The organism is Mycobacterium sp. (assembly GCF_965277065.1).
In the GTDB taxonomy this organism is placed as follows: domain Bacteria; phylum Actinomycetota; class Actinomycetes; order Mycobacteriales; family Mycobacteriaceae; genus Mycobacterium.
This window is the reverse complement of record NZ_CBDIBT010000019.1, coordinates 1,451,438-1,473,824: the sequence shown is the minus strand read 5'-3', so window position 1 is coordinate 1,473,824 and position 22,387 is coordinate 1,451,438. Positions and strand designations below refer to the sequence as shown.

At 64.9% G+C, this 22,387-nt stretch carries 22 protein-coding genes; 19 read left to right on the top strand and 3 right to left on the bottom strand.

Annotation, left to right across the window (positions count from 1 at the left end):
- The first annotated feature begins 1 nt into the window (after position 1).
- From ACQY5A_RS24355 to ACQY5A_RS24340, 4 genes are read left to right on the top strand one after another with little or no spacing between them, the layout of a single operon-like run.
- Positions 2–973 (top strand): zinc-binding dehydrogenase, encoded by a 972-nt coding sequence (locus ACQY5A_RS24355; RefSeq protein ID WP_428342814.1) that lies wholly within the window; start codon positions 2–4, stop codon positions 971–973.
- On the top strand, positions 970–1,725 hold the full coding sequence (locus ACQY5A_RS24350) for an HpcH/HpaI aldolase family protein (RefSeq protein ID WP_428342813.1): 756 nt from the start codon (positions 970–972) through the stop codon (positions 1,723–1,725). The genes ACQY5A_RS24355 and ACQY5A_RS24350 overlap by 4 nt, the downstream gene beginning before the upstream one ends.
- A complete protein-coding gene (locus ACQY5A_RS24345; protein WP_428342812.1) occupies positions 1,722–2,450 on the top strand; it encodes an SDR family NAD(P)-dependent oxidoreductase in 729 nt (242 codons plus the stop codon). The genes ACQY5A_RS24350 and ACQY5A_RS24345 overlap by 4 nt, the downstream gene beginning before the upstream one ends.
- Positions 2,451–2,463: 13 nt before the next feature.
- A complete protein-coding gene (locus ACQY5A_RS24340) occupies positions 2,464–3,369 on the top strand; it encodes an alpha/beta hydrolase (RefSeq protein WP_428342811.1) in 906 nt (301 codons plus the stop codon).
- A 71-nt stretch (positions 3,370–3,440) separates the two neighbouring features.
- Here the strand turns inward: ACQY5A_RS24340 and ACQY5A_RS24335 are convergent, their stop codons facing one another.
- Positions 3,441–4,547, bottom strand: a complete 1,107-nt coding sequence (locus ACQY5A_RS24335) for an alcohol dehydrogenase catalytic domain-containing protein (RefSeq protein WP_428342810.1) — start codon at positions 4,545–4,547, stop codon at positions 3,441–3,443.
- 14 nt (positions 4,548–4,561) lie between these two features.
- Here ACQY5A_RS24335 and ACQY5A_RS24330 point away from each other — a divergent pair, with 14 nt between their 5' ends.
- Positions 4,562–5,041 (top strand): acyl-CoA thioesterase, encoded by a 480-nt coding sequence (locus tag ACQY5A_RS24330; RefSeq protein WP_428342809.1) that lies wholly within the window; start codon positions 4,562–4,564, stop codon positions 5,039–5,041.
- 30 nt (positions 5,042–5,071) lie between these two features.
- Positions 5,072–5,524: an SRPBCC family protein gene (locus ACQY5A_RS24325; protein WP_428342808.1), complete on the top strand. Its 453-nt coding sequence runs from the start codon at positions 5,072–5,074 to the stop codon at positions 5,522–5,524.
- On the opposite strand, the gene ACQY5A_RS24320 is transcribed toward ACQY5A_RS24325, so the two are convergent.
- Positions 5,521–6,210 (bottom strand): GntR family transcriptional regulator, encoded by a 690-nt coding sequence (locus ACQY5A_RS24320; RefSeq protein ID WP_428342807.1) that lies wholly within the window; start codon positions 6,208–6,210, stop codon positions 5,521–5,523. The genes ACQY5A_RS24325 and ACQY5A_RS24320 overlap by 4 nt on opposite strands.
- 105 nt (positions 6,211–6,315) lie before the next feature.
- Here ACQY5A_RS24320 and fadD5 point away from each other — a divergent pair, with 105 nt between their 5' ends.
- The 13 genes from fadD5 (at position 6,316) to ACQY5A_RS24255 (ending at position 21,230) form a co-directional block, all read left to right on the top strand.
- Positions 6,316–7,977 (top strand): fatty-acid--CoA ligase FadD5, encoded by a 1,662-nt coding sequence (gene fadD5, locus ACQY5A_RS24315; protein ID WP_428342806.1) that lies wholly within the window; start codon positions 6,316–6,318, stop codon positions 7,975–7,977.
- Between the two features lie 299 nt (positions 7,978–8,276).
- Positions 8,277–8,993 carry an MlaE family ABC transporter permease gene (locus ACQY5A_RS24310; RefSeq protein ID WP_428343322.1) on the top strand — a complete coding sequence of 239 codons (717 nt, stop codon included), beginning with the start codon at positions 8,277–8,279 and terminating at the stop codon, positions 8,991–8,993.
- A gap of 1 nt (position 8,994) precedes the next feature.
- Positions 8,995–9,864, top strand: coding sequence for an ABC transporter permease (locus ACQY5A_RS24305; RefSeq protein WP_428342805.1), 870 nt, complete (start codon positions 8,995–8,997; stop codon positions 9,862–9,864).
- A gap of 8 nt (positions 9,865–9,872) precedes the next feature.
- Entirely contained in the window at positions 9,873–11,183 is a 1,311-nt protein-coding gene (locus tag ACQY5A_RS24300) for an MCE family protein (RefSeq protein ID WP_428342804.1), read from the top strand.
- Positions 11,180–12,217: a virulence factor Mce family protein gene (locus ACQY5A_RS24295; RefSeq protein WP_428342803.1), complete on the top strand. Its 1,038-nt coding sequence runs from the start codon at positions 11,180–11,182 to the stop codon at positions 12,215–12,217. The genes ACQY5A_RS24300 and ACQY5A_RS24295 overlap by 4 nt, the downstream gene beginning before the upstream one ends.
- Positions 12,214–13,800, top strand: coding sequence for an MCE family protein (locus ACQY5A_RS24290; RefSeq protein WP_428342802.1), 1,587 nt, complete (start codon positions 12,214–12,216; stop codon positions 13,798–13,800). The genes ACQY5A_RS24295 and ACQY5A_RS24290 overlap by 4 nt, the downstream gene beginning before the upstream one ends.
- Positions 13,797–15,443: a virulence factor Mce family protein gene (locus ACQY5A_RS24285; protein WP_428342801.1), complete on the top strand. Its 1,647-nt coding sequence runs from the start codon at positions 13,797–13,799 to the stop codon at positions 15,441–15,443. Before ACQY5A_RS24290 ends, ACQY5A_RS24285 begins: the two co-directional genes overlap by 4 nt.
- A gap of 8 nt (positions 15,444–15,451) precedes the next feature.
- The gene (locus ACQY5A_RS24280) at positions 15,452–16,645 is read left to right on the top strand and encodes a virulence factor Mce family protein (RefSeq protein WP_428343321.1); all 1,194 of its coding nucleotides are present in this window, start codon (positions 15,452–15,454) and stop codon (positions 16,643–16,645) included.
- Positions 16,639–18,204 carry an MCE family protein gene (locus tag ACQY5A_RS24275; RefSeq protein WP_428342800.1) on the top strand — a complete coding sequence of 522 codons (1,566 nt, stop codon included), beginning with the start codon at positions 16,639–16,641 and terminating at the stop codon, positions 18,202–18,204. The genes ACQY5A_RS24280 and ACQY5A_RS24275 overlap by 7 nt, the downstream gene beginning before the upstream one ends.
- Positions 18,174–18,884 (top strand): hypothetical protein, encoded by a 711-nt coding sequence (locus ACQY5A_RS24270; RefSeq protein WP_428342799.1) that lies wholly within the window; start codon positions 18,174–18,176, stop codon positions 18,882–18,884. The genes ACQY5A_RS24275 and ACQY5A_RS24270 overlap by 31 nt, the downstream gene beginning before the upstream one ends.
- On the top strand, positions 18,881–19,903 hold the full coding sequence (locus tag ACQY5A_RS24265; protein ID WP_428342798.1) for an RDD family protein: 1,023 nt from the start codon (positions 18,881–18,883) through the stop codon (positions 19,901–19,903). The genes ACQY5A_RS24270 and ACQY5A_RS24265 overlap by 4 nt, the downstream gene beginning before the upstream one ends.
- On the top strand, positions 19,900–20,505 hold the full coding sequence (locus ACQY5A_RS24260) for a mammalian cell entry protein (protein WP_428342797.1): 606 nt from the start codon (positions 19,900–19,902) through the stop codon (positions 20,503–20,505). Before ACQY5A_RS24265 ends, ACQY5A_RS24260 begins: the two co-directional genes overlap by 4 nt.
- Complete coding sequence (locus tag ACQY5A_RS24255) at positions 20,472–21,230, top strand: mammalian cell entry protein (protein WP_428342796.1); 759 nt, start codon at positions 20,472–20,474, stop codon at positions 21,228–21,230. The genes ACQY5A_RS24260 and ACQY5A_RS24255 overlap by 34 nt, the downstream gene beginning before the upstream one ends.
- On the opposite strand, the gene ACQY5A_RS24250 is transcribed toward ACQY5A_RS24255, so the two are convergent.
- Positions 21,227–22,348 (bottom strand): phosphodiester glycosidase family protein, encoded by a 1,122-nt coding sequence (locus ACQY5A_RS24250; RefSeq protein WP_428343320.1) that lies wholly within the window; start codon positions 22,346–22,348, stop codon positions 21,227–21,229. The genes ACQY5A_RS24255 and ACQY5A_RS24250 overlap by 4 nt on opposite strands.
- Positions 22,349–22,387 lie beyond the last annotated feature (39 nt).

Sequence of the window (22,387 nt, the reverse complement as noted above, 5' to 3'; positions counted from 1 at the left end):
CATGTGGTCCTACCGGATCGTCGCGCCCTACCAATTCGAACGGAACTCGATCGACGACAAGACACCTGACTGCCTGACCGACGGCCAAGTATTGCTGCGGTTCCTGGCCGCCGGTGTCTGCGGCAGTGACATGCCGGCCTTTCGCGGTGTTCGCGGGGTACTGCCCGGCGACGACGGGCGCAGTGGCGCCGAGAAGGACGGCTTTCCGATCCACGAAGTCGTCGGCGAAGTGCTCGCCAGCCGGCACAACCGACACCAGCCCGGCGATCGGGTGGTGGGCTGGGCGTCCGGCTTCGACGGCCTGATGGAGCGGGTCGTCACCGACGGCAACCAGGTGACGTCGTACGACCCGACGCTGAACCCGGCGCAGGCCGTCGGGCTGCAACCGCTGGCCTGCGTGCTGTATGCGATCGAGCAACTGCCCGACCTCAGCGGTCGCCACGTCGGCGTGATCGGGCAGGGCTCGATCGGGCTGCTGTTCTCGGCCGCGGCCAAAGCCGCGGGTGCGCGCCAGGTCACCGGCGTCGACCCGGTGGACCGGGCCGGGATCGCAACGACGTTCGGCACCGACACCTACGTGCGGGCCACCAGCGACCGCTGGGTCAGCCATCTCGACCGCCATGACCGGCCGGATGTCGTGATCGAAACCGTGGGCCATCAGGTGGCCACCCTGAATCACGCGATCGAAGCCGCCGCGCCCGGCGGCACGGTGTTCTACTTCGGCGTGCCCGACGACGACAGCTACCCGATCAGCATGCGCACCATGCTGCGTCGCAATCTGACACTCAAATCCGGTGTGGCGCTTGATCGTCCACGGATGCTCGAACTTGCCAACAAATTCGCCGCCGAACACCCTGGTCTGCTGGCCGACTATTCCACTCACACCTTCGGCATCGACAACGTCCAGGGTGCTTTTGAGTTGGCTGCCCGCCCCGATCCGGCGCGCGGCAAGATCGCGATCGTGGCGTCGTGACCGCCAGTCATCTGACGCGGGCACTCGCCTCGGGGGAACCGGTGTGGGGCGGCTGGATCACCGGACCGACCGCCATCGGGCCGGAGGAATTCGCGCGGGCCGGATACGACTACGTCGGCTTCGACGCGCAGCACGGCTACATCGACGACGCCGACATCGCGAACATGTTGCGCCGCATCGAACACGTACCCATTGGAACCGCGGTGCGACTGCCCAACGCCGATGCGGCGCCCATCGGTCGGGTGCTCGACGCCGGAGCCGACGCCATCATCGTCGCGATGATCGAGTCGGCCGGCCAGGCGGCTGCAGCGGTGGCCGCGACCCGCTACCCGCCTGCCGGCGCGCGCAGCTTCGGACCGCTGCGGGCCAGCCTCGGCGCCGATACCGCCGCGCTGGAGGCACGGGTCAGCGTGTTCGCGATGATCGAAACCGCCGCGGCCCTGGCCGATGTCGACGCGATCTGCGCGGTACCCGGGCTGGCCGGAATCTACGTCGGCCCGGCGGATCTGGCGATCTCGATGGGTGTTGACGCCGTCTTCGCCACCACCGACCCGGACGTACGGGCGGCCATCAGCGCGATCCATGCGGCCGCGTCGGCCGCCGGACTGGTGTCGGCCATCCACGCCGGCAACGGTAAAGTCGGACATACCATGGCGCAGATAGGTTTTCGCATGATCACCCTCGCCTCCGAAACGCAGGCCCTACGGCGCGGCGCTGCTGCGGGCCTCGAAGAAGCGCGGGGTGAGCGATGACCGGTCGGGTAGCGCTGGTCACCGGGGCGGCCCGCGGGCAGGGTTGGGCCATCACCCAACGGCTACGCGCCGACGGATATTCGGTGGCCGCGTGCGACGTCAGCGCGGCCGAGTTGCGCGCCGCGGTCGACGGCTTGGGCGATGACGCGGTGATCGCGATACCGCTCGACGTGACGCTGGAGTGGGAATGGCAGCAGGCCGTCGCGACGATCGTCGACCGGTTCGGATCGCTGAGCACCCTGGTCAACAACGCGGGCCTGCTACACCGTGCCTCGATCGCCGAAGAATCGCTTGATGGCTTTGAAAAGTCTTGGCGGGTCAATTGTTTGGGCGCCTTCATCGGTATCCAAGCGGTGCTCGAGCAGCTGCGCTCAGCCGAGGGTGCGGCCATCGTCAACACCTGCAGCACCGGTGCGATGCGGCCGTTCCCGAACCACATCGCCTACGGCTCGGCGAAATGGGCGCTACGCGGACTGACCCAGGCGGCCGCCGGAGAACTCGCGCCCGCCGGGATTCGCGTCAACGCGGTGTTTCCGGGTCCAATCGCGACACCGATGCTGGATGCGGACACCCAGGCGCGGTTGACGGCAGCGTCGGCGTTTGGCCGCATTGGTCGACCGTCTGAGGTTGCCGATGCAATCGCGTTCCTGGTGTCGGAGAGGGCGTCGTTCATCACCGGCTCGGAACTGGTCATCGACGGCGGCCAATGCCTCAAAATCGAGTAGCGGCCGGCACTCGGTGACAGCCGAGCGCCTCGACCCGGTGCTGCGCGCCGTCGCGACGACCCGCACCGACCTCTCACGCGTCGGCCCGGTCCGCGTTGGACTGAACGAACGTCGCCACGCGGCGCTCGACAGCACCGACGCCATCGGGGTATCGATCAGCGATGCGACCGCGTCCGGCGTAGCTGTGCGCATCTACCGCGGCGCACCGGCACCGGCGCCCGTCGTGATCTATTGTCACGCAGGCGCATTCGTGCTCGGAAACCTGGACACCGACCACCGCCAATGTGTCGAGTTGGCCCGCCGCGCACAGTGCTTGGTGGTCGCAGTGGATTACCGGCTGGCCCCCGAACACCCGTATCCGGCCGCACTCGAGGACGCTGTCGCGGTGCTGAAGTGGGTGGTCGCGCAGGCCGGCGAGCTCGGCGTCGACACCTCGCACATCGCGGTGGCCGGCAGTAGTGCCGGCGGCGCATTGGCGGCCTGCCTTGCCCAGCGGTCCGCTGACGGGTCACTGCCGGCCGTGGTGTTCCAACTGCTGCACCAGCCGGTGCTCGACGACCGGGTCACGGGATCCAAGACGGAGTTCGATGCCGCACCGGCGTTCGATGGGCCTGCCGCCGAACTGATGTGGCGCTACTACCTGGGGGCGGCCGAGCCGTCGGCCGACTCTGTGCCGGCCCGACGGAATCAATTGCGCGGGCTGCCGGCAGCATTCATCACCTGCTCGGACATCGACCCGCTCCGCGACGAAGCGCTCGACTACGCAGTGCAGTTGCTACGCGACAGGGTCGCCGCCGAACTGCACGTCTTCGCCGGCACCTGTCATGGATTCGACTCGCTGTTACCGGACTGGGAAGTCTCCCAGCAGCTGTTCGCGCTACAAGGTCGTGCGCTGAGGCGAGCGTTCCACGGGGCGTGAGGCGCCGAGTGTGAAAGATACGACGAGCCTAAGGCCGATGCGGCGCAGTCGGATTCACACTCGGTGAGATATCAGAACGAGATCAGCTGACGCACGGCACGACCGTCGGCGAGTTGATCCATCGCGGAGTTGATGTCGTTCAAGTCGATCGTCGAGGACACCAGCGACTCCACCGGTAACCGGCCCGAACGCCACAGCTCCACGAACTGCGGGATGTCGCGGTCCGGCACCGCGGACCCCAGGTAGCTGCCGATCAGCGACCGGCCTTCGGCCACAAAACCCAACGGCGATACACTGATCCGCGCGTCCGGCCGGGGCAGGCCGACAGTGACGGTCCGGCCGCCCGGGGCGGTGAGCGCGATGGAGGTCTCCAGCGCGGCGGGATGACCGGCAGCCTCGACCACCACGGCCGCCTTCACGCCGGCGTCGATCGCCTCTTGCGGGGTGTAGACCTCGTGAGCTCCGAGAGTGCTTGCACCGCCCAGCTTTTCGGGAAGCTGGTCGACGCCGATCACGTGGACGCCCGCATAGGACAGCGCGGTCATCACCGCGGCCATGCCGACACCACCGAGGCCGACGACGGCGACCGTCTGCCCCGGCGCGGGCTTGCCGACGTTGAGCACCGCGCCACCGCCGGTCAGCATCGCGCACCCCAGCAGTGCGGCAACCGGGGGAGGGACGTCGTCGGGCACCGGGACGACGCTCGCGCGATTGATCACCGCGTGCGTTGCGAAGCCGGAGACCCCCAAGTGATGGAAGACCAAGGCGGCACCGCGACTCAGCCGCATCCCGCCGCCCAGCAGCGTCCCGTCGTTGTTGGCCGCGCTGCCCGGTTTGCAGGGCGTCAGCCCGTCGGTCACGCACGCCGTGCAGTGACCGCAACGCGGCAGGAATGTCATCACCACCCGCTGGCCGACGGCCACGTCGTTGACGCCGTCGCCGACCCGCTCGATGATCCCGGCCGCCTCGTGCCCGAGCAGCATCGGCGTCGGCCGCACCCGGTTGCCGTCCACCACAGACAAGTCCGAGTGGCAGACGCCCGCGGCCTCGATGCGCACCAGCAGCTCGTCGGCAGCGGGCGGAGCCAGCGCGATCTCGGTGACGGTGATGGGCCGGGACTGCGCATACGGCCGAGGCGATCCGATCTGCTCCAGCACGGCACCCCGGATTTTCAGCATGGTCGAATACAACCATGAGCTCGATTCCGCCCGCACCCGAAGGGCTCACCGGCCGCGACTTCCCGGTGCACTGGCCGGTGCTGACCCGGTGGGCCGACAACGACATGTTCGGCCACCTCAATAACTCGGTGTACTACCAGCTTTTCGACACCGCGATCAACGGCTGGATCGGCACGAACGTTGCGCTCGACCCGGTGACGGCGTCGGCGCAGGGCATCGTCGCCGAGTCAGGTTGCCGCTATTTCTCGGAATTGCACTTCCCGGAACGGCTTGTCGTCGGCGTGGCCGTGACCCGGCTCGGCAACAGCAGCGTGACGTATCGGCTCGGGGTATTTCGGGCCGGCGGTGGACCTGCCGACGCGGAGGACACGGCGCCCCAAGCCGTCGCCGCGGTCGGCCACTGGGTGCACGTGTACATCGACAAGACCACTCGCCGGCCGACGCCCATTCCCGACGACATCCGCGCGCTGCTGTCGATGGCCTGCGTGAGCTGACCCTCGAGGCGTTCTCGTTATGCTCGGCGAATGCCTTTCGTCAGCAAGACCGTTGAGGTTTACGCCAACGCCGACACAATCCTGGCCATCGTGGCCGACTTCGAGTCCTACCCCGATTGGAACGACGGAGTCGAGGGCCTGTGGGTGCTGGCCCGCTACGACGACGGGCGCCCCAGCCAGCTGCGTCTCGATGCAAAGTTCGAATCCATCGAGGACAGCTTGATCCAGGCCGTCTACTACCCGAGCCCGACTCAGATCCAGACTGTGCTGCAGCAAGGCAACCTGTTCAAAAAGCAGGAGCAGTTGTTCAGCGTGGTCGACACCGGCCTGTCGTCGCTGCTGACTGTGGACCTCGATGTGGAGCCGTCGTTGCCGATTCCGGCGCCGATGGTGAAGCAACTGGCCGGCAACGTGCTGGACTACCTCGCCGAGAACCTCAAGAAGCGCGCCGAGGATCTGGCGACCAAAGCGTCCGGCGCCTAGTCCCAGATCCCGCTGCTGGCCAACCGCTCGGTGAGCCGACGCGCCCCGTCGTTGAAACCCCAGTCGGTGTGCTCCACGACCGCGGCGGTGTCCCGGCGGCGCAGCGCCGAGACCACCTCCCGGTGGTTACGCACCGCGGCAGTGCCCCACTCCGGATCGGTGGCGTAGACCATCAACGGCATGTACCGGGCCACGTGCAGCAGAAACCACGCCAGCTTGATCCGCCCGGTGCAGCGGTTGAAGGTGCGGTGAAATGCGAACTCCGTCGTCGCGATCGCTTCGACGTCCCCGGCGGTGACCGCGGCGGCAAGACTATCGGTGAGGTGTTCGAGGTCGTCGATCTCGGTCGCGGTGATGCGCTGGGCCGCCGAGGTGGCAAGCTCCCTGGCGATGGTCGCCTGCACCCAGAAGATGTCGTCGACGTCCTGGCGACTCAGCGGCAACACCACATGCCCGCGGTGGGGTTCGAGTTGCACCATTCCTTCGCCGCGCAGCTTCAGCAGCGCCTCGCGCACCGGCGTCACGCTGACGCCGAGTTTGGCAGCGGTCTCGTCGAGCCGGATGAACGTTCCCGGCCGCAGCGCGCCCGACATGATGGCGGCCCGCAAATGGCCCGCGACCTCATCAGACAGCTGGGCACGGCGCAGCGGAAGCCGCGTTGCGGCGAGCGCGCTCACCGAACTCATCGGGGTTGTCAACGTGGCACCAAGACCATAGTGTGACCCAGACAACACCAGATTTTATCAAATATCAACTTAAGCAGACGGCTTACCAGGAAGGACAGCGACGAGTTGACCGCGCAGTTGACCGGCCACGGCGCCCAGAGCACCCACCACTCCGTGAGCGACCGTTCCGAGCAGCCGTACCTGGCGCGACGACAGAATTGGGTCAACCAACTCGAGCGGCACGCGTTCATGCAACCGCGCGCGACCGCGTTGAGGTTCACGGGCAAAACCCTCACGTGGGCCGATCTTCGCGAACGGGTCGCCAGGCTCGCCGGAGCACTGAGTCGTCGCGGGGTCGCCAACGGCGACCGGGTGATGATCCTGATGCTGAACCGAACCGAGTTCGTCGAGTCAGTCTTGGCGGCCAACTTGATCGGAGCCATCGCCGTCCCGGTCAATTTCCGGCTCACGCCGCCGGAGATCACCTTCCTGGTCGAGGACTGCGATGCGCGGCTGATGATCACCGAATCGGTGCTGGCGCCGGTGGCCTCGGCCGTCCGCGGCGTCACATCGGTGCTGGGCACCATCGTGGTGGCCGGCGGTTCGGCCGACGAAGGCCTGCTGGCCTACGAGGATCTGGTAGCCGAGTCAGGCGATCCGGCCACGCCGGCTGACATTCCCAACGACTCGCCGGCACTCATCATGTACACCTCCGGCACCACCGGCCGGCCCAAGGGCGCGGTGCTGACCCACACCAACCTGACCTGTCAGACCACGGCCAACCTCTACACCCACGGCTTCGCGGCCGACGACGTCGGATTCATCGGTGTGCCGTTCTTCCACATCGCCGGCATCGGCAACCTGCTGACCGGAATGCTGATGGGCCTGCCCACCGTGATCCATCCGCTCGGCGCCTTCGATCCCGGTCACCTGCTCGACGTGCTTTCCGCAGAAAAGGTCACCGGGATTTTCCTGGTCCCCGCCCAGTGGCAGGCGGTTTGTGCTGCGCAGCAAGCGAAACCGCGTGATGTGAAGCTGCGGGTGATTTCCTGGGGTGCCGCGCCGGCGTCCGATACCCTGCTGCGTCAGATGTCGGAAACCTTTCCGGGTTCACAGATCCTGGCCGCCTTCGGCCAGACCGAGATGTCCCCGGTGACCTGCATGCTGCTCGGCGACGACGCGCTGCGAAAGCTCGGCTCGGTGGGCAAGGTGATTCCGACCGTGGCGGCCCGCGTAGTCGACGAGGAGATGAACGACGTGCCAACCGGCGTAGTCGGTGAAATCGTCTATCGCGCACCTACATTGATGAGCGGCTACTGGAACAATCCCGAGGCCACGGCGGAGGCGTTCCACGGCGGCTGGTTCCATTCCGGCGACCTGGTCCGGATGGACGACGAAGGTTACGTCTGGGTGGTCGACCGCAAAAAGGACATGATCATCTCCGGCGGAGAGAACATTTACTGTGCGGAAGTCGAGAACGTCTTGGCCAGTCATCCCGCAATCGTGGAGGTCGCGGTGATCGGTCGGCCGCACGAAAAATGGGGTGAAGTTCCAGTCGCGGTCGTGGCAGTCACCGAGGCCAGATTACGCATCGAGGACCTCGACGATTTCCTCGCCGAGCGACTCGCCCGGTACAAGCATCCGAAGGGGCTGAAGATCGTCGACGCGCTTCCGCGCAACCCCGCGGGCAAGGTGCTCAAGACCGAATTGCGGGCGCGGTACGGTACCGCGGCTGCCGCTCAAAGCGGTTCCCCATCAACGGATCCCGGACCGGGCGAATCAAGCTGACATAACGGAAAACCCGCAGGTCATATTGACGAAAGGCTAATAACGCCGATGCCATGCACGCCCCCGAGCCCATCGGGTACAGTCCTGTGGTCCGCCTTACTACCTACCAGTAGTGAGACGCGGATCACACACCTGGAAACGGGGCAAGGAGGAGCTGTGCGAGACTGTTCGCCGCTCCCCCGTAAGGCGCAGGGTTGCATCGGGAGGGGGTGCCAGTGACCACGACGCAGCCGCGCGTCACTGATTACATTCGTGATCAGGTTGGCCCACCGCTGGTACTCATCGGCGGTTTCTTCCGGATGTGTGTGCTCACTGGAAAGGCGTTGTTCCGCCCGCCTTTCCAGTGGAGAGAATTCATCATCCAGTGTTGGTTCATCCTGCGAGTAGCGATTCTGCCAACCATGGCGATCTCGGTGCCGATCACCGCGCTGTTCATCTTCACGTTCAACATCCTGCTGATCCAGGTGGGCGCCGCCGACCTTTCCGGCGCCGGTGCGGGTATCGCCGTCATCACCCAGATCGGTCCGCTCAACACCGTGCTGGTCATCGCCGGAGCGGCGTCGACCGCCATCTGCGCAGACCTGGGGGCGCGCACCATTCGCGAAGAGATCGACGCGATGGAGGTGCTCGGCATCGACCCGATCCACCGGCTGGTCGTGCCTCGGGTATTGGCCTGTTCCTTGGTCGGGATGCTGCTCAACGCGTTGGTCAGCATGGTCGGGATCGTCGGTGGGTTCGTCTTCGGTGTCTACCTCCAACATGTGTCGGCCGGGGCCTACCTGGCGACGCTGACCCAGCTCACCGGACTGCCGGAAGTCGTGATCGCGACGATCAAGGCGTTGTCGTTCGGAATGATCGCCGGACTGGTCGGCTGCTACCGCGGGCTGACGGTGAGCGGTGGTTCCAAAGGCCTGGGCACCGCCGTCAACGAGACCGTGGTGCTGTGCGTGGTTGCGCTGTTCGCGGTCAACGTGGTGCTGACCACCATCGGTGTGCGATTCGGAACGGGACGCTGACATGTCGACTGTCCAGGTAATTCGCGCCCGCTTCCCGCGGCTGTCCGGCGACATACGTCGCTTCGGAGAGACAGCGACCAAGCCGCTCGACGAAGCTGGAAAGCTTGGCTGGTTCACGATTATCGGTGTCCGCGACATGGCGTGGGCGCTGACCCGGTACCGCAAGGAGATCCTGCGACTGATCGCCGAGGTCGGCATGGGCACCGGCGCCATGGCCGTGATCGGCGGCACCGCAGTGATCATCGGTTTCGTGACGCTTTCGGCCGGTTCACTGGTCGCCATCCAGGGTCTGGCGTCGCTGGGCCATGTCGGACTCGAGACGCTGCTCGGATTCGTCTCCGCATTCATCAACGTGCGCCTGGTTGCCCCGATCGTCACCGGCATCGCGCTGGCAGCCACGGTCGGCGCCGGCGCGACCGCCGAACTGGGCGCCATGCGGATCAGCGAGGAGATCGACGCGCTCGAGGTGATGGGCGTCAAATCCAATGCGTATCTGGTGTCGACCCGGATGCTGGCCGGGCTGGTGGTAATCATCCCGCTCTATTCCGTGGGCTTGATCCTGTCCTTCCTGTCGCCGCAGATCGTCACGACATTCCTATATGGCCAGACATCCGGTACATACGACCACTACTTCCGGACGTTCCTGCGCCCCGACGACGTGTTCTGGTCGTTCGTCGACGTCATCATCATCGCCGCGGTGGTGATGCTCTCGCACTGCTACTACGGCTACAACGCCAGCGGTGGTCCGGTCGGGGTCGGTGAGGCAGTCGGTCGGTCGATGCGTTTCTCACTGGTTGCCTCCCCTGTCGTCATCCTGCTGGCCGAAATGGCGCTCTACGGCGTCAATCCCAACTTCAACTTCACGGTGTAGGGGGGGCAGTGACGCATCCACGCGGGAAAATCAACAAGGCGCCGTTCCAACCCTTCCGGGTCGCCGGCATCATCGTCTTTCTCATTGCCGCGCTCGTGCTGTGGCTGGTCTTCCTGCAGTACAGCGGCGACTTCGTCGACAAGACCAAGCTGACCATGCTGTCCGACCGGGCCGGCCTGGTGATGGACCCCGGTTCGAAGGTCACCTATAACGGCGTGCAGGTCGGCCGGGTCGCCGACATCGACGAGGTTCAGCACGACGGCAAGCCCGCGGCCAAGTTCACCCTGGACGTCTATCCCAAGTACCTGCACCTGATTCCGGCGAACGTGGACGCAAAAATCGTGGCCACCACGGTGTTCGGTGAGAAGTATGTGTCCTTGACCGCACCGAAAAACCCCCTGCCGCAACGGATCACGGCAAAGAACGTGATCGATGTCCGGTCGGTGACGACGGAGATCAACACGCTGTTTCAGACCATCACCTCGATCGCCGAAAAAGTAGACCCGGTCAAGGTCAACCTGACGCTGAGCGCGGCGGCGCAGGCGTTGAGCGGGTTGGGTGACAAGTTCGGGCAGTCGATCATCAACGGCAGCGCCGCACTGGATGAGGTCAATCCGCGGATGCCGATCATCCGCCACGACATTCAACAACTGGCCACGGTGGGTGACACCTTCGCCAATGCCGCACCGGATCTGTTCGACTTTCTCAACAACGCGGTGAAAACGGCACACACCCTCAACGCTCATCAGAAAGACCTGGACGCGGCCCTGTTGGCCGCGATCGGTTTTGGCAATTCCGGCGCCGACCTCTTCAACCGCGGCGGCCCGTATCTGGCACGTGCGGCCAAGGATCTGGTGCCGTCAGCCCAATTACTGGACACTTACAGCCCTGAGCTGTACTGCACAGTCCGCAATCTGCACGACATCGAACCGAAAGTCGCCGCCTTTACCGGCGGGAGTAACGGCTACTCGCTGCGAAGCAACACCACAGTGCTCTCCGGGCTGGGGCTGGCGCTGAGTCCGCCGGGGCTCGGCCTCACGCTCGCTTCCGGGGGGTTGCTCGGGCTGGCCGGCCTGATCGGTGGAGCGCCTAACCCGTACACGTACCCGGAGAATTTGCCGCGGATCAACGCTCATGGCGGCCCTGGCGGCGCGCCGGGTTGCTGGCAGACAATCACCCGTGATCTCTGGCCCGCGCCCTTCCTGGTGATGGACACTGGCTCCAGCGAAGCGCCGTACAACCATGTCGATGTCGGTTCCCCGTACGCAGCCGAGTACGTCTGGGGCCGCCAAGTGGGGGATAACACGATCAACCCATGAAAATGACCGGAACCCTCGTCAAACTCGGCATCGTCTCGCTGGTGTTGATCTTCTTCACCGCGCTGATCACCGTCGTGTTCGGTCAGATGCGCTTTGACCGGACCACCACCTACACCGCGGAGTTCAACAACGTCAGCGGACTCCGCTCGGGCCAATTCGTTCGGGCCTCGGGCGTGGAGATCGGCAAGGTCAAAGACATCGAGCTTCTTGATGGTGGCCACCGGGTGCGGGTCGAGTTCAACGTCGACCATTCCGTCCCGCTGTATCAGTCGACCACTGCCCAGGTGCGCTACCTCAACCTGATCGGCGACCGCTACCTCGAGCTCAAGCGCGGCGACGGCGAAGGTGGCGACCGGGTGCTTCCGGCGCATGGGTTCATTCCGCTGTCGCACACCTCTCCGGCGCTAGACCTGGACGCGCTGATCGGCGGTTTCAAGCCGTTGTTCCGGGCGCTCGATCCCGAGAAAGTGAACAACATCGCGACCTCGATCATCACCGTCTTCCAGGGACAGGGCGGCACCATCAACGACATCCTCGACCAGACGGCGGAACTGACGTCCCACATCGCCGAGCGTGACGAGGCGATCGGCGAGGTGGTCAAAAATCTCAACATCGTGCTGGACACCACGGTCAAGCACCGCAAAGACTTCGACGCGACCGTCGACAATTTCGAGAAGCTGATCAGCGGCCTGAGCGACCACTCCGAGTCACTGGCTGCCGATACGGCGAACATCAGTAACGCGGCCGGGACCGTCGGCGACCTCTTGGCCGACAACCGGACCCTGCTGCACAAGACACTGAACTACCTCGAGCCCATCCAGCAGCCGATCATCGACCAGCGTGACCTCTACGACGATCAAATCCGTCGTACACCCCCCGGCATCAACACGGTAGGCCGCGCCTTCAGCTCCGGCGACTTCATCAGCTTCTATCTCTGCGATCTCGTATTGAAGACCAACGGACTACAAGCCGGCGGCCCGGTTCGCACGGTCAAGATCTGGGACCAGCCGACGGGTAGGTGCACGCCGCAATGAGAACGCTGGAACCCGCCAACCGGAAGCGGATCGGCTTGATGGGCCTGATCGTGACGGTGATGGTCGTCGGTGTCGGCCAGACCCTGACCAGCACCCCGCAGTTGTTCGCAGAACCCGTCTATTACGGTCTGTTCACCGATTCGGGACAGCTCAACAAGGGCGACAAGGTGCGCATCGCCGGCGTCGACGTCGGCGACGTCGAGTCGATCAACATCGACGGCGACCACATCGTGATGAAGTTCTCGACCGGCGGTAACACAATCGGTACCGACAGCCGGCTGGCAATCAAGACCGACACCATCCTCGGTAAGAAGGTGCTCGAAATCGAGCCGCGGGGCAACCAGACGTTACAGGCCGGCGCCACCCTGCCGCTGGGGCAAAGCACCACCCCCTACCAGATCTACGACGCGTTCTTCGACGTCACCAAGGCCGCTGCCGGCTGGAACATCGACACCGTCAAAGAGTCGCTGCACGTCCTGTCCGAGACCATCGATCAGACCTACCCGCATATCAGCGCAGCGCTGGACGGGGTGGCCAAGTTCTCCGACACCATCGGCAAGCGCGACGAGCAGATCACGCATCTACTAGCGCAGGCCAATCAGCTCGCCAGCGTCCTGGGTGATCGAAGCGGGCAGATCGACCGGCTATTCGTCAACGGCAATACGCTGCTGGCCGCGCTCAATCAGCGCAGTCGGGCGATCAGCGCCTTGCTGAGCAACGTTGCCACGTTCTCCGCGCAGGTGCAGAACCTCGTCAACGACAACACCCCGACCCTCAACCAGGTTTTGGAGCAGCTGCGGATCGTCAGCGACCTTCTGGCGGCACGCAAGGACGACCTGGCTAAGACGCTCACAAATGGGAGCAAGAACATCGCGGCCCTGAACGAGGCTGTTGCGTCGGGACCGTACTTCAAGGTATCGCTGGCCAACCTGTTGCCGTTCTTCATCTTGCAGCCCTTTGTGGATGCGGCGTTCAAAAAGCGTGGTATCGACCCGGAGAACTTCTACCGCAGTGCCGGGTTGCCGTCGTTCCGGTTCCCCGACCCGAACGGCACGCGGTTCCCCAACGGTGCGCCGCCGCCTGCGCCGCCAGTGTTGGAAGGCACTCCGGATCATCCGTACCCGGCGGTGGCGCCCGGATCGCCGTGCTCCTACACACCGCCCCTGGATTTGTTGCCGCGCCCAGGCAACCCGTTGCCGTGTGCGGGTGTGGATCAAAACCTCGGGCCGTTCGGGCCGAACGGGCCGTATCCGGCATTGCCCAATGTGGCGTCGTCGCCGCCGAACCCCAACGGCTTGCCCCCGACCCCGGGAATACCGATCGCCGGGCGGCCCGGGCAGGTGCAACCCGATCTGCCGGGCACCCCGGTGCCGATCGCACCCGGACCGCCAGGGAGTCGCACCGAGCCACTAGGACCGCTACCCGGCCCAGCTCCGGCGAATCCCGGGGCGGCACCACCACCTGGACCGTTGCCCCCCGGGCCGCCCGCGCCACCGGGGCCCGGTCCGCAGGTGCCGGCACCGTTCATCGGTAACACAGGTGGAGCCGGTGGCAGCGGTGCCCAAGGAGGTAGCCAGAATTGAGCACTATCTTTAACGTCCGCAATATCCGGCTGCCGAAGGTGTCACGGGCCTCCCTGATCATCGGTTCGCTCGCGATTGTGGCGGCGCTGGTCTTGGCCTACCTCGGCGTCCAGCTTTATAAGAAGCTGACGAACAACACTGTGGTGGCCTATTTCCCGGCGGCCAACGCCCTGTACAACGGCGACCGAGTAGAGATCATGGGTGTCAAGGTCGGCGCGATCGACAAGGTCGAGCCGGCCGGCGACAAGATGAAGGTGACCTTCCACTACGCCAACAAGTACAAGGTGCCAGCCAACGCGCAGGCGGCGATCCTGAACCCGACGCTGGTGGCCTCGCGCCTGATCCAGCTGGAACCGGTGTACAAGGGTGGGCCCGTGCTCGCCGACAACGCGGTGATCCCGGAAGAGCGCACCCAGGTGCCGACCGAGTACGACGAGCTGCGCAACGCCGTCACCAACATCATCTCCAAGCTGGGGCCGACCAAGGAGCAGCCCAAGGGCCCGTTCGGTGAGGTCATCGACTCCTTCGCCGACGGGCTGGCCGGCAAGGGCAAGCAGCTCAACACCACCTTCAACGACTTGTCCCGAGCGCTTACCGCCCTCAACCAAGGACGAGGTGACTTCTTCGCGGTGGTACGCAGTCTGGCGCTGTTCGTGAACGCGCTCCACGCGGACGATCAGAAGTTCGTGGCCCTGAACAGGAACATAGCTCAGTTCACCAACAGCCTGACCGGCTCCGACCGGGACCTGGCCAATGCGCTCCAACAGACTCAGGGTCTGCTCGAGGCGACGCGCCCGTTCTTTGAGAAGAACCGGGAGGTATTCGCCCACGACATCCAGAACCTCGCCGACACCACCAACACGCTGGTCCAACCCGAGCCGCTGGACGGTTTGGAAACCCTGCTGCACGTCCTACCGACCGCGGGAGCGAATGCCCTCTCGATTTACCATCCGGCGCAGGGTGCCATTATCGGCCAACCCATTTCACTGCTCGGCGCTCAGGGCACCGCGAACCCTATGCAGTTGATCTGCAGCGCCATCCAGGCCGGCAGCCGGCTGGGCTACCAGGAATCCTCCGAGCTCTGTGCGCAGTACCTGGCACCGATTCTGGATGCGGTCAAGTTCAACTACCCGCCGTTCGGATTGAACCTGTTCAGCACCGCCGCGACGTTGCCGAAGGAAATCGCCTACTCCGAAGACCGGCTGCATCCGCCGAACGGCTACAAGGACACCACGGTGCCCGGTATCTGGGTTCCCGACACACCAACGTCACACCGCAACACGCAGCACGGCTGGATCACCGCACCCGGCATGCAGGGCGTCAAGGTCGGACCGATCACGGCGGGCTTGCTGACCCCTGAATCGCTTGCCGAACTCATGGGCGGCCCCGACATCGCGCCGGTGCAGTCCACCCTGCAGACCCCGCCGGGCTACCCGAACGCCTACAACGAGGAGCCCGGTCCGGCACCGTTCATCGGGGTGCCTGGCAACCCCGCGCCCATACCACCGCCACCACCGGGACCCGAGGTGATTCCCGGTCCGGTCGCACCCGTGCCGGCGCCGGGACCGTCGCCGCTGGCAGGACAGCTTCCCGGACCCCCGCTGCCCGCTGAGGCGGCATCCGCACCAGGAGGCGGCCAGTGAACAACGTGATTAGTCAGGCTCGGCACCGGGGCTGGCAAAGTCTGGTGCTGTTGGTCACCGCGATGGTGTTGAGCTCGTGCGGCTGGCACGGCGTCTCGAACGTCTCGCTGCCCGGCGGTCCGGGCGACAGCACCGGGGCCTACACCGTCTACGTGCAGATGCCGGACACCCTGGCCATCGACGGCAACAGTAAAGTCATGGTGGCCGACGTCTTCGTCGGCTCGATCCGCAAGATCGAGCTCAGAACCCCGGATTTCGAGATCAACGGCCATCGTGCCAAGAACTGGGTAGCCACGCTGACGCTGGGGTTGCAAAAGAACGTCAAGCTGCCGAAAAACGCCACCGCCAAGATCGGGCAGACCAGCCTGCTGGGCTCGCAGCACATCGAGTTGGCCCCACCGGCCGACCCGTCATCGCAAATGCTGAAAAACGGCGACACCATCCCGCTGAAGAACTCCTCGGCCTTTCCCAGTACCGAGCAGACGTTGGCCAGTCTTGCGATGATCGTGCGCGGCGGCGGACTCCCGAATCTCGAAGTCCTGCAGAACGAGGTCAGCAAGATTCTGGCCGGCCGCGGCCCGCAGATCCGCGCGTTCCTCGGCAAACTGGACACCTTCACCCGTCAGCTCAACGAGCAGCGCGACGACATCACCCACGCCATCGACTCGACCAACCGGCTGTTGGCCGTCGCGGCCAACCGGTCCGATGTCCTGGATCGCGTGCTCACCGAATTCCCGCCGCTGATCAAGTTTTTGGCGAACAAGGACTATCAAAAGCATTTGATCGACGCTATCGATTCGGTGGGCCGGCTCAGCCAAGCCGCCGCCCAGTACCTGGGCGAGACGCGAGGCCCGCTGCATCAGGACCTGCAGTTGCTCCAGTGCCCGCTGAAGCAGCTGGGGCGCGCTTCGCCTGATCTGCTCGGTGCGCTGAAGTTGGTTTTCACCCTTCCGTTTGACGTCGACACCGCTCCGAAGCTGATCCGCGGCGACTTCATGAACTCCTCCCTGACGCTGGACACGACGTTGTCGTCGGTGGACAACTCGTTCCTCACCGGCACCGGGTTTTCCGGCGCCCTGCGGGCACTGGAGCAATCGTTTGGCCGTGATCCCGAGACGATGATTCCCGACGTGCGGTACACGCCGAACCCGAACGACGCGCCGGGTGGCCCACTGGTGGAGAGGGCGGACCGGCAATGCTGACTCGTTTAATTAGGCGCCAGCTGGTCATCTTCGGCATCTTGACCGCGGTGGCCCTGCTGGTATTGGGGATCTACTACCTGCGGATTCCGACATTGGTGGGCGTTGGTCAGTACCAGCTGAAGGCCGAACTGCCGGCATCCGGCGGCTTGTACCCGACAGCCAACGTGACCTATCGCGGTATCACCATCGGCAAGGTCACCTCCGTCGAGCCCACCGAGAAGGGCGCCGAGGCGGAGATGAGCATCGCCAGCAAATTCAAGATTCCGCTTGACGCGGTGGCGAACGTGCACTCGGTGTCCGCAGTCGGTGAGCAGTATCTGGACCTGGTGTCGGAGGGCAAAGCGCGCGGCGTCTTTTCGCCCGGGCAGACCATGACCAAAGGCACCGTGCCGAGTGAAATCGGACCGGCGTTGGACACTGCCAATCGCGGGTTGGCAGTGTTGCCGAAGGACAAGATCGGTAAGCTGCTGAACGAGACAGCCGACGCAGTGGGAGGCTTGGGTCCGGCGTTGCAGCGCCTGGTCGACTCCACCCAGGCGATCGTCGGCGACTTCAAGACCAACATCAACCAGGTCGATGACATCATTCAGAACTCCGCGCCGATCCTGGACAGCCAAGCCGTCTCGAGTAACGCTATCGAACGTTGGGCGCGCAACCTGAATATTCTGGCGGCCCAAACCGCGGAAAAAGACCAGAATCTGAACAGCATTTTGACCCAAGCGGCGCCGACCGCTGATCAGGTCGCCGCGACGTTCAAAGACGTCGGCGAATCGCTGCCGCAGACCCTGGCCAATCTCGAGATCGTGGTCGACATGCTCAAGCGCTACCACAGCGGTGTCGAGCAGACCCTGGTGATATTGCCGGAAGTCGGCTCGCTCACCCAGGCGATTTCCGCGCCGTACGAAAAGGACCACTTGGCCGCGCTGGACCTCTCACTGTCGATCAACCTGCCGCCGCCATGTTTCACCGGATTCGTTCCGGCATCGCAGTGGCGGTCGCCCGCGGATGTCAGTTTGGAGCCTTTGCCGGCGGGATCGTATTGCAAGATCCCACAAGACACTCCTTCCAACGTGGTGCGCGGAGTGCGCAACATTCCGTGTGCCGATGTCCCGGGAAAGCGTGCGGCGACGCCGAAAGAGTGCCGCAGCAACAAGCCGTACGAGCCGCTGGGCACCAACCCGTGGTACGGCGATCCCAACCAGATCCTGAACTGCCCGGCCCCCGCCGGGCGTTGCGATCAGGCGGTGAAACCGGGCTTCGTGATCCCGGCGCCGTCGATCAACAACGGACTGAATCCGCTCCCGGCCAATCGCCTGCCACCTGGCGGGCAGACGCCGCCGCCGAAAAGCGATCCGTTGCAGCGACCGGGCTCGGGCGCTGTCCAGTGCAACGGTCAGCAACCCAACCCCTGCATCTACACTCCAGGCGGACCTCCAGCAGCCGTCTATAGTCCGATGAGTGGCGATGTGACGGGCCCCGACGGTTCTAAATACTCCGTCAATAACTCACGCAACACAGGAGATGACGGATGGAAGGAGATGCTGGCGCCAGCCGGCTGACCCCGAACGACACGGATGAAGATCCCTCGCTTCCGGAGCTGACCGGCGAGGATACGGCTTCGGAGGTGACGGCCGAAGATTCGGCAGAATCCGACGACGCGGCCGAGCACGAGATCTCTGAGTCAGACGCCGAAAACTTAGCCGAGATTTCCGAAGGCGAGGATGACCCGCACGCTACCTCGCGTTTGGGCCGCCGCTGGTTCATCGGTATCGCAGCGACGTTGATGGTGCTCGCTGGTGGGCTGGCAGCTGGCGGTTACTTCGTTGCACTGCGCTCGCATTACGACAGCCAGGCCACCGCGCGTCGGGACGCCGCCGCGGTGGAAGCCGCGAAGGACTGCGTCGGGGCCACTCAGGCACCCGACATCGCGGCGATGGCCTCCAGTGCGCAGAAGATCGTCGAGTGTGGCGCCGGAGCCTTCCGGTCGCAGGCGATCTTGTACAGCGGCCTACTTGTCGAGGCCTATCAGGCCGCGAACGCCCACGTCCAGGTGTCCGACCTGCGCGCGGCGGTCGAACGCAACAACCCCGACGGTTCCGTCGAGATTCTGGTGCCGTTGCGGGTGAAGGTCTCCAACAGCGAGAGCGAGAACCAGGAAGCGGGTTACCGCTTGCGGGTGACGATGGTGCTCGACGAGGGTAAGTACCGAATTTCCAAGCTCGACCAGGTGGCGAAGTGACGATGCTGGTCGAGGAGGCCAAAGGCACCCAAGCCGCAGTTGACGAGGCAACGCCGAACGGGTTGGTGCGCTGGCACATTCGCGCTGCTGCCCTAGCGGTCGACCTGGTGCCCGGAGTCGCCGTGGTGGTGACGATGGCGATGGTCTGGTTGGCGACGCCGCCGCAAACTATCTGGTGGTGGGCGTCGATTTCGGTCGTCGTCTTCGTGACTCTGATGACGATGGCCAACCGGGCGGTGCTGCCGGCGACCCTCGGGTGGAGCCTGGGTCGAGCGCTACTCGGTATCGAGGTCGTGCAGCAAGACGGAACGGCCGTCGGAGTCGGGCGATTGTCGCTGCGGGAACTCGCGCACCTGCTCGACACTCTCTCGGTCTTCGTGGGATGGCTGTGGCCGCTCTGGGATTCACGCCGGCGGACCTTCGCCGACCTGCTGCTGCGCACCGAAGTGCGCAGCGTGGCAGACGACCGGCGACCCGCAGACATTCGGCGGCACGCGGCGACCGTTGCCGGGGTGGCTGTGCTGCTGTGCGTCGCAGGCGCCGCGACCAGCACCTTCGCGATCTACCTGCCCGAGCGGGCCTCAGAGCAAACCAGCGACGCCATCAACGCCCAAGGTCCCAAGATTGTCACCGAAATGCTCACCTACGACCCGAAGTCGCTGCAACAGGACTTCGATCATGCCCGCTCGTTGACCACCGACAAGTATCGACCGGAGTTGGTCAAGCAGCAGGAGTCGGTGCTCAAGGGTCATCCGGCAGTCAATGAATATTGGGTGACCGACAGCACGGTGCTGTCGGCAACGGGAAATACCGCAACCATGCTGCTGTTTATGCAGGGCCACCGCGGCGGCGGTGACGAACAACGGTTCATCACCGCCACGGTTCGGGTTTCGTTCGTCAAGGGTAAAGCCGGCCAGTGGTTGGTCGAGAACCTGGACGTCGTAACCAAGCCCAAGCCGGCTCCGCCCAAGGCACCGGCTCCGCCGAACGCACCGGCTGCGCCAAAGGGGCAAAAGTGAGCCCTCGCAGACGGATTCAGCCCGGTGAAGAGCCGCTGCTGAAGGCGCCCAAGCCGACGCTGTGGTCGCGGTTGCCATGGCGACCGACGTTGCCGGAGCAGTGGTGGAAGCCGTCACAAACTTGGGCATTGCCCGCGGCGGTGGCCGGTGCCACGGTGCTCACCATGGGCGCCGTCACGACGTCGTCACTCGTTCTGGTCAATCAGCGCTCGCACCACCGGGACACCATGCGGGAAGTCGACGTGCTCGGCTACGTCAAGGCTTTCATGACGGGATTCACCACGCTGGACCCCTTTCATGCCAACGCCTATTTCGACCGGATAATGGCCAACGCGACCGGCGATTTCGCCAAGCAATATCACGACAAAGAGAACGAGATCCTGGTGCAGATCGCCCGGGCGGAGCCGACCAAGGGAACTGCACTCGCCGTCGGCGTGGAGCGCTGGAACGACGACGGCAGCGCCAATGTCATGGTGGCGACCGACGTTTCGTCGAAGACTCCTGACGGAAAGCAAAAAATCCAAACCACAAATCGTTGGGTGGTCACAGCTCAGCGGGAAGGTAACCAGTGGAAGATCAGCAGCCTGCAACAGGTGATCTGACCGACGAATCGGCCGCTGGCACCGCTGCCGCTGAGACCGAAGCCGCGCCTGTCGACGAGCCGACCGTTGCCGCGTCAGCTGCCGACGAGGCGGATGCCGACGAGGCCGACGTTGACGAGGCGGACGTTGACGACGAAAACGCTGACGGCGCAGCCGAAGACGCCGAGTCCGAGGGTGACGACACCGTCGTGCGGTTCCGCGTGCGCAAGCCGGCCACCAAGTGGTCGGTGATCGCGGCGGCCGTGGCGGCTGTTCTGTTCGTCGGCGCCGGCGGATTCGCCGGTGCGACCGTGCAGCCGTATCTGGCCGATCGAGCGACAGTGGCGACCAAGCTGAAAGTCGCGCGCACCGCCGCCAATGCGATCACGACGTTGTGGACCTACACCCCGGAGAACATCGACAAGCTGGCCGATCGGGCCTCGCAGTACCTCAGCGGTGACTTCCAGGCCGCCTATCGCAAGTACCTCGACGCGCTGGTCGCACCTAACAAGCAGGCCAAGATCACCAACACAACTCAGGTCGTCGGCGCGGCCGTGGAGTCGCTGACTCCGTCGGACGCAACCGCGATCGTCTACACCAACACGGAGTCGACCAGTCCGACCACCAAGGACGTACCCTCGCTGAAGTACCTGTCGTATCGGCTTGTGCTGCAACGGGATAACGCACGCTGGTTGGTCACCAAGATGACCACGATCACCTCGTTGGACCTCACCCCCAAGTTCTAGTTGAACGCGAGCCAGCCCGGCAGCGAGCGCTCGTGCGCGTCGCACAACACCTCGTAGTTGTCGCAATTGCCTTTGGGCACGCCGGCGCCGGCCCACATGCCACCGGTGTCGCGGCGCAGCACGATCGCCGACGAGGTGCCGCCGTCCAGCAGCACGGCGCTGTCGCTGCCCAGCCCGCGGAACAGGTCTTGAATGTTGTCCGGCGTGTAGCTTCCGCCCTGGAACACGTACATCTCGTCGCGGGGCTTGGAGTAGGCCAGCGCCGTGCGGGCCGCGCTCGGGCCACCGTCGTTGAGCTGACCGGTATTACCGGGTGCCAGCAGCCCGAGCCCACTCACCGCGACGAATTGTTCGCCGCGGTCCACCAATCCGGTGACGACCGACGTGGCGGCGTCGTAGTCGTGGCCGTCGCGACCACCGCGCGGCCACAGCATCGAGGGTGCCCCGCGCTTGGGCAGAACCATGGTCGCCAGCGCGCTCCAGTTCTCGTTTCCACCGGACAGGCCCTGCTTGCCGGCGTACGGGATGGTGCCGGTGACCGCCTGATTGGCCCGGCCCTGCCCGTTTGTGTTGTCGACGTACGCCCCCAGCGGCGAACTGCAGCCCGTCGAGCGCCACGAGCCACTCTTTTGGCCGCGAATGTCGAAGAAGTTGGCGTTGATCGCGATCGTCGGCTTGCCCAGCACCTGCCAGGCCTGCACGGCCGTGTAGGTCTCCGAGGCCTGCACCAGACCATCGCCGGTGCGCGCGTGCGGATTCCGTTCGCAGCGCGACTGAGCACCGCGATGGCTGTCCACCAGCAGATGCGGCTCGAGTCGCTGCGAGGAGGCCTTGATGATCATCAGGTGACCGCCGCTGCCCCCGTCATACCAATTGCCGGCGGCATTGAGCATCGGCGCCGGATGCCCACCGCCGAAGTTGTACACCAGATACGAGCCCTGGGTACTGGCGATGGCGCTGGCCAGCAGTTCGCGGGCTTCGGCCCGCGCCACCGGTTGACCCGTGCTGGTCGCCAGCGTCAGGCACAGCGCGCTGCCGGCGCAGCAGGCTGCGATACGCCGAAAGGCGGCAGCAAGAGATGGCACGTGTGCCCCTTCGGCCCGAGTGTCATTACCCAGGTATTACACAGCAACGTGCATAACAGCGGCGTGACGGTT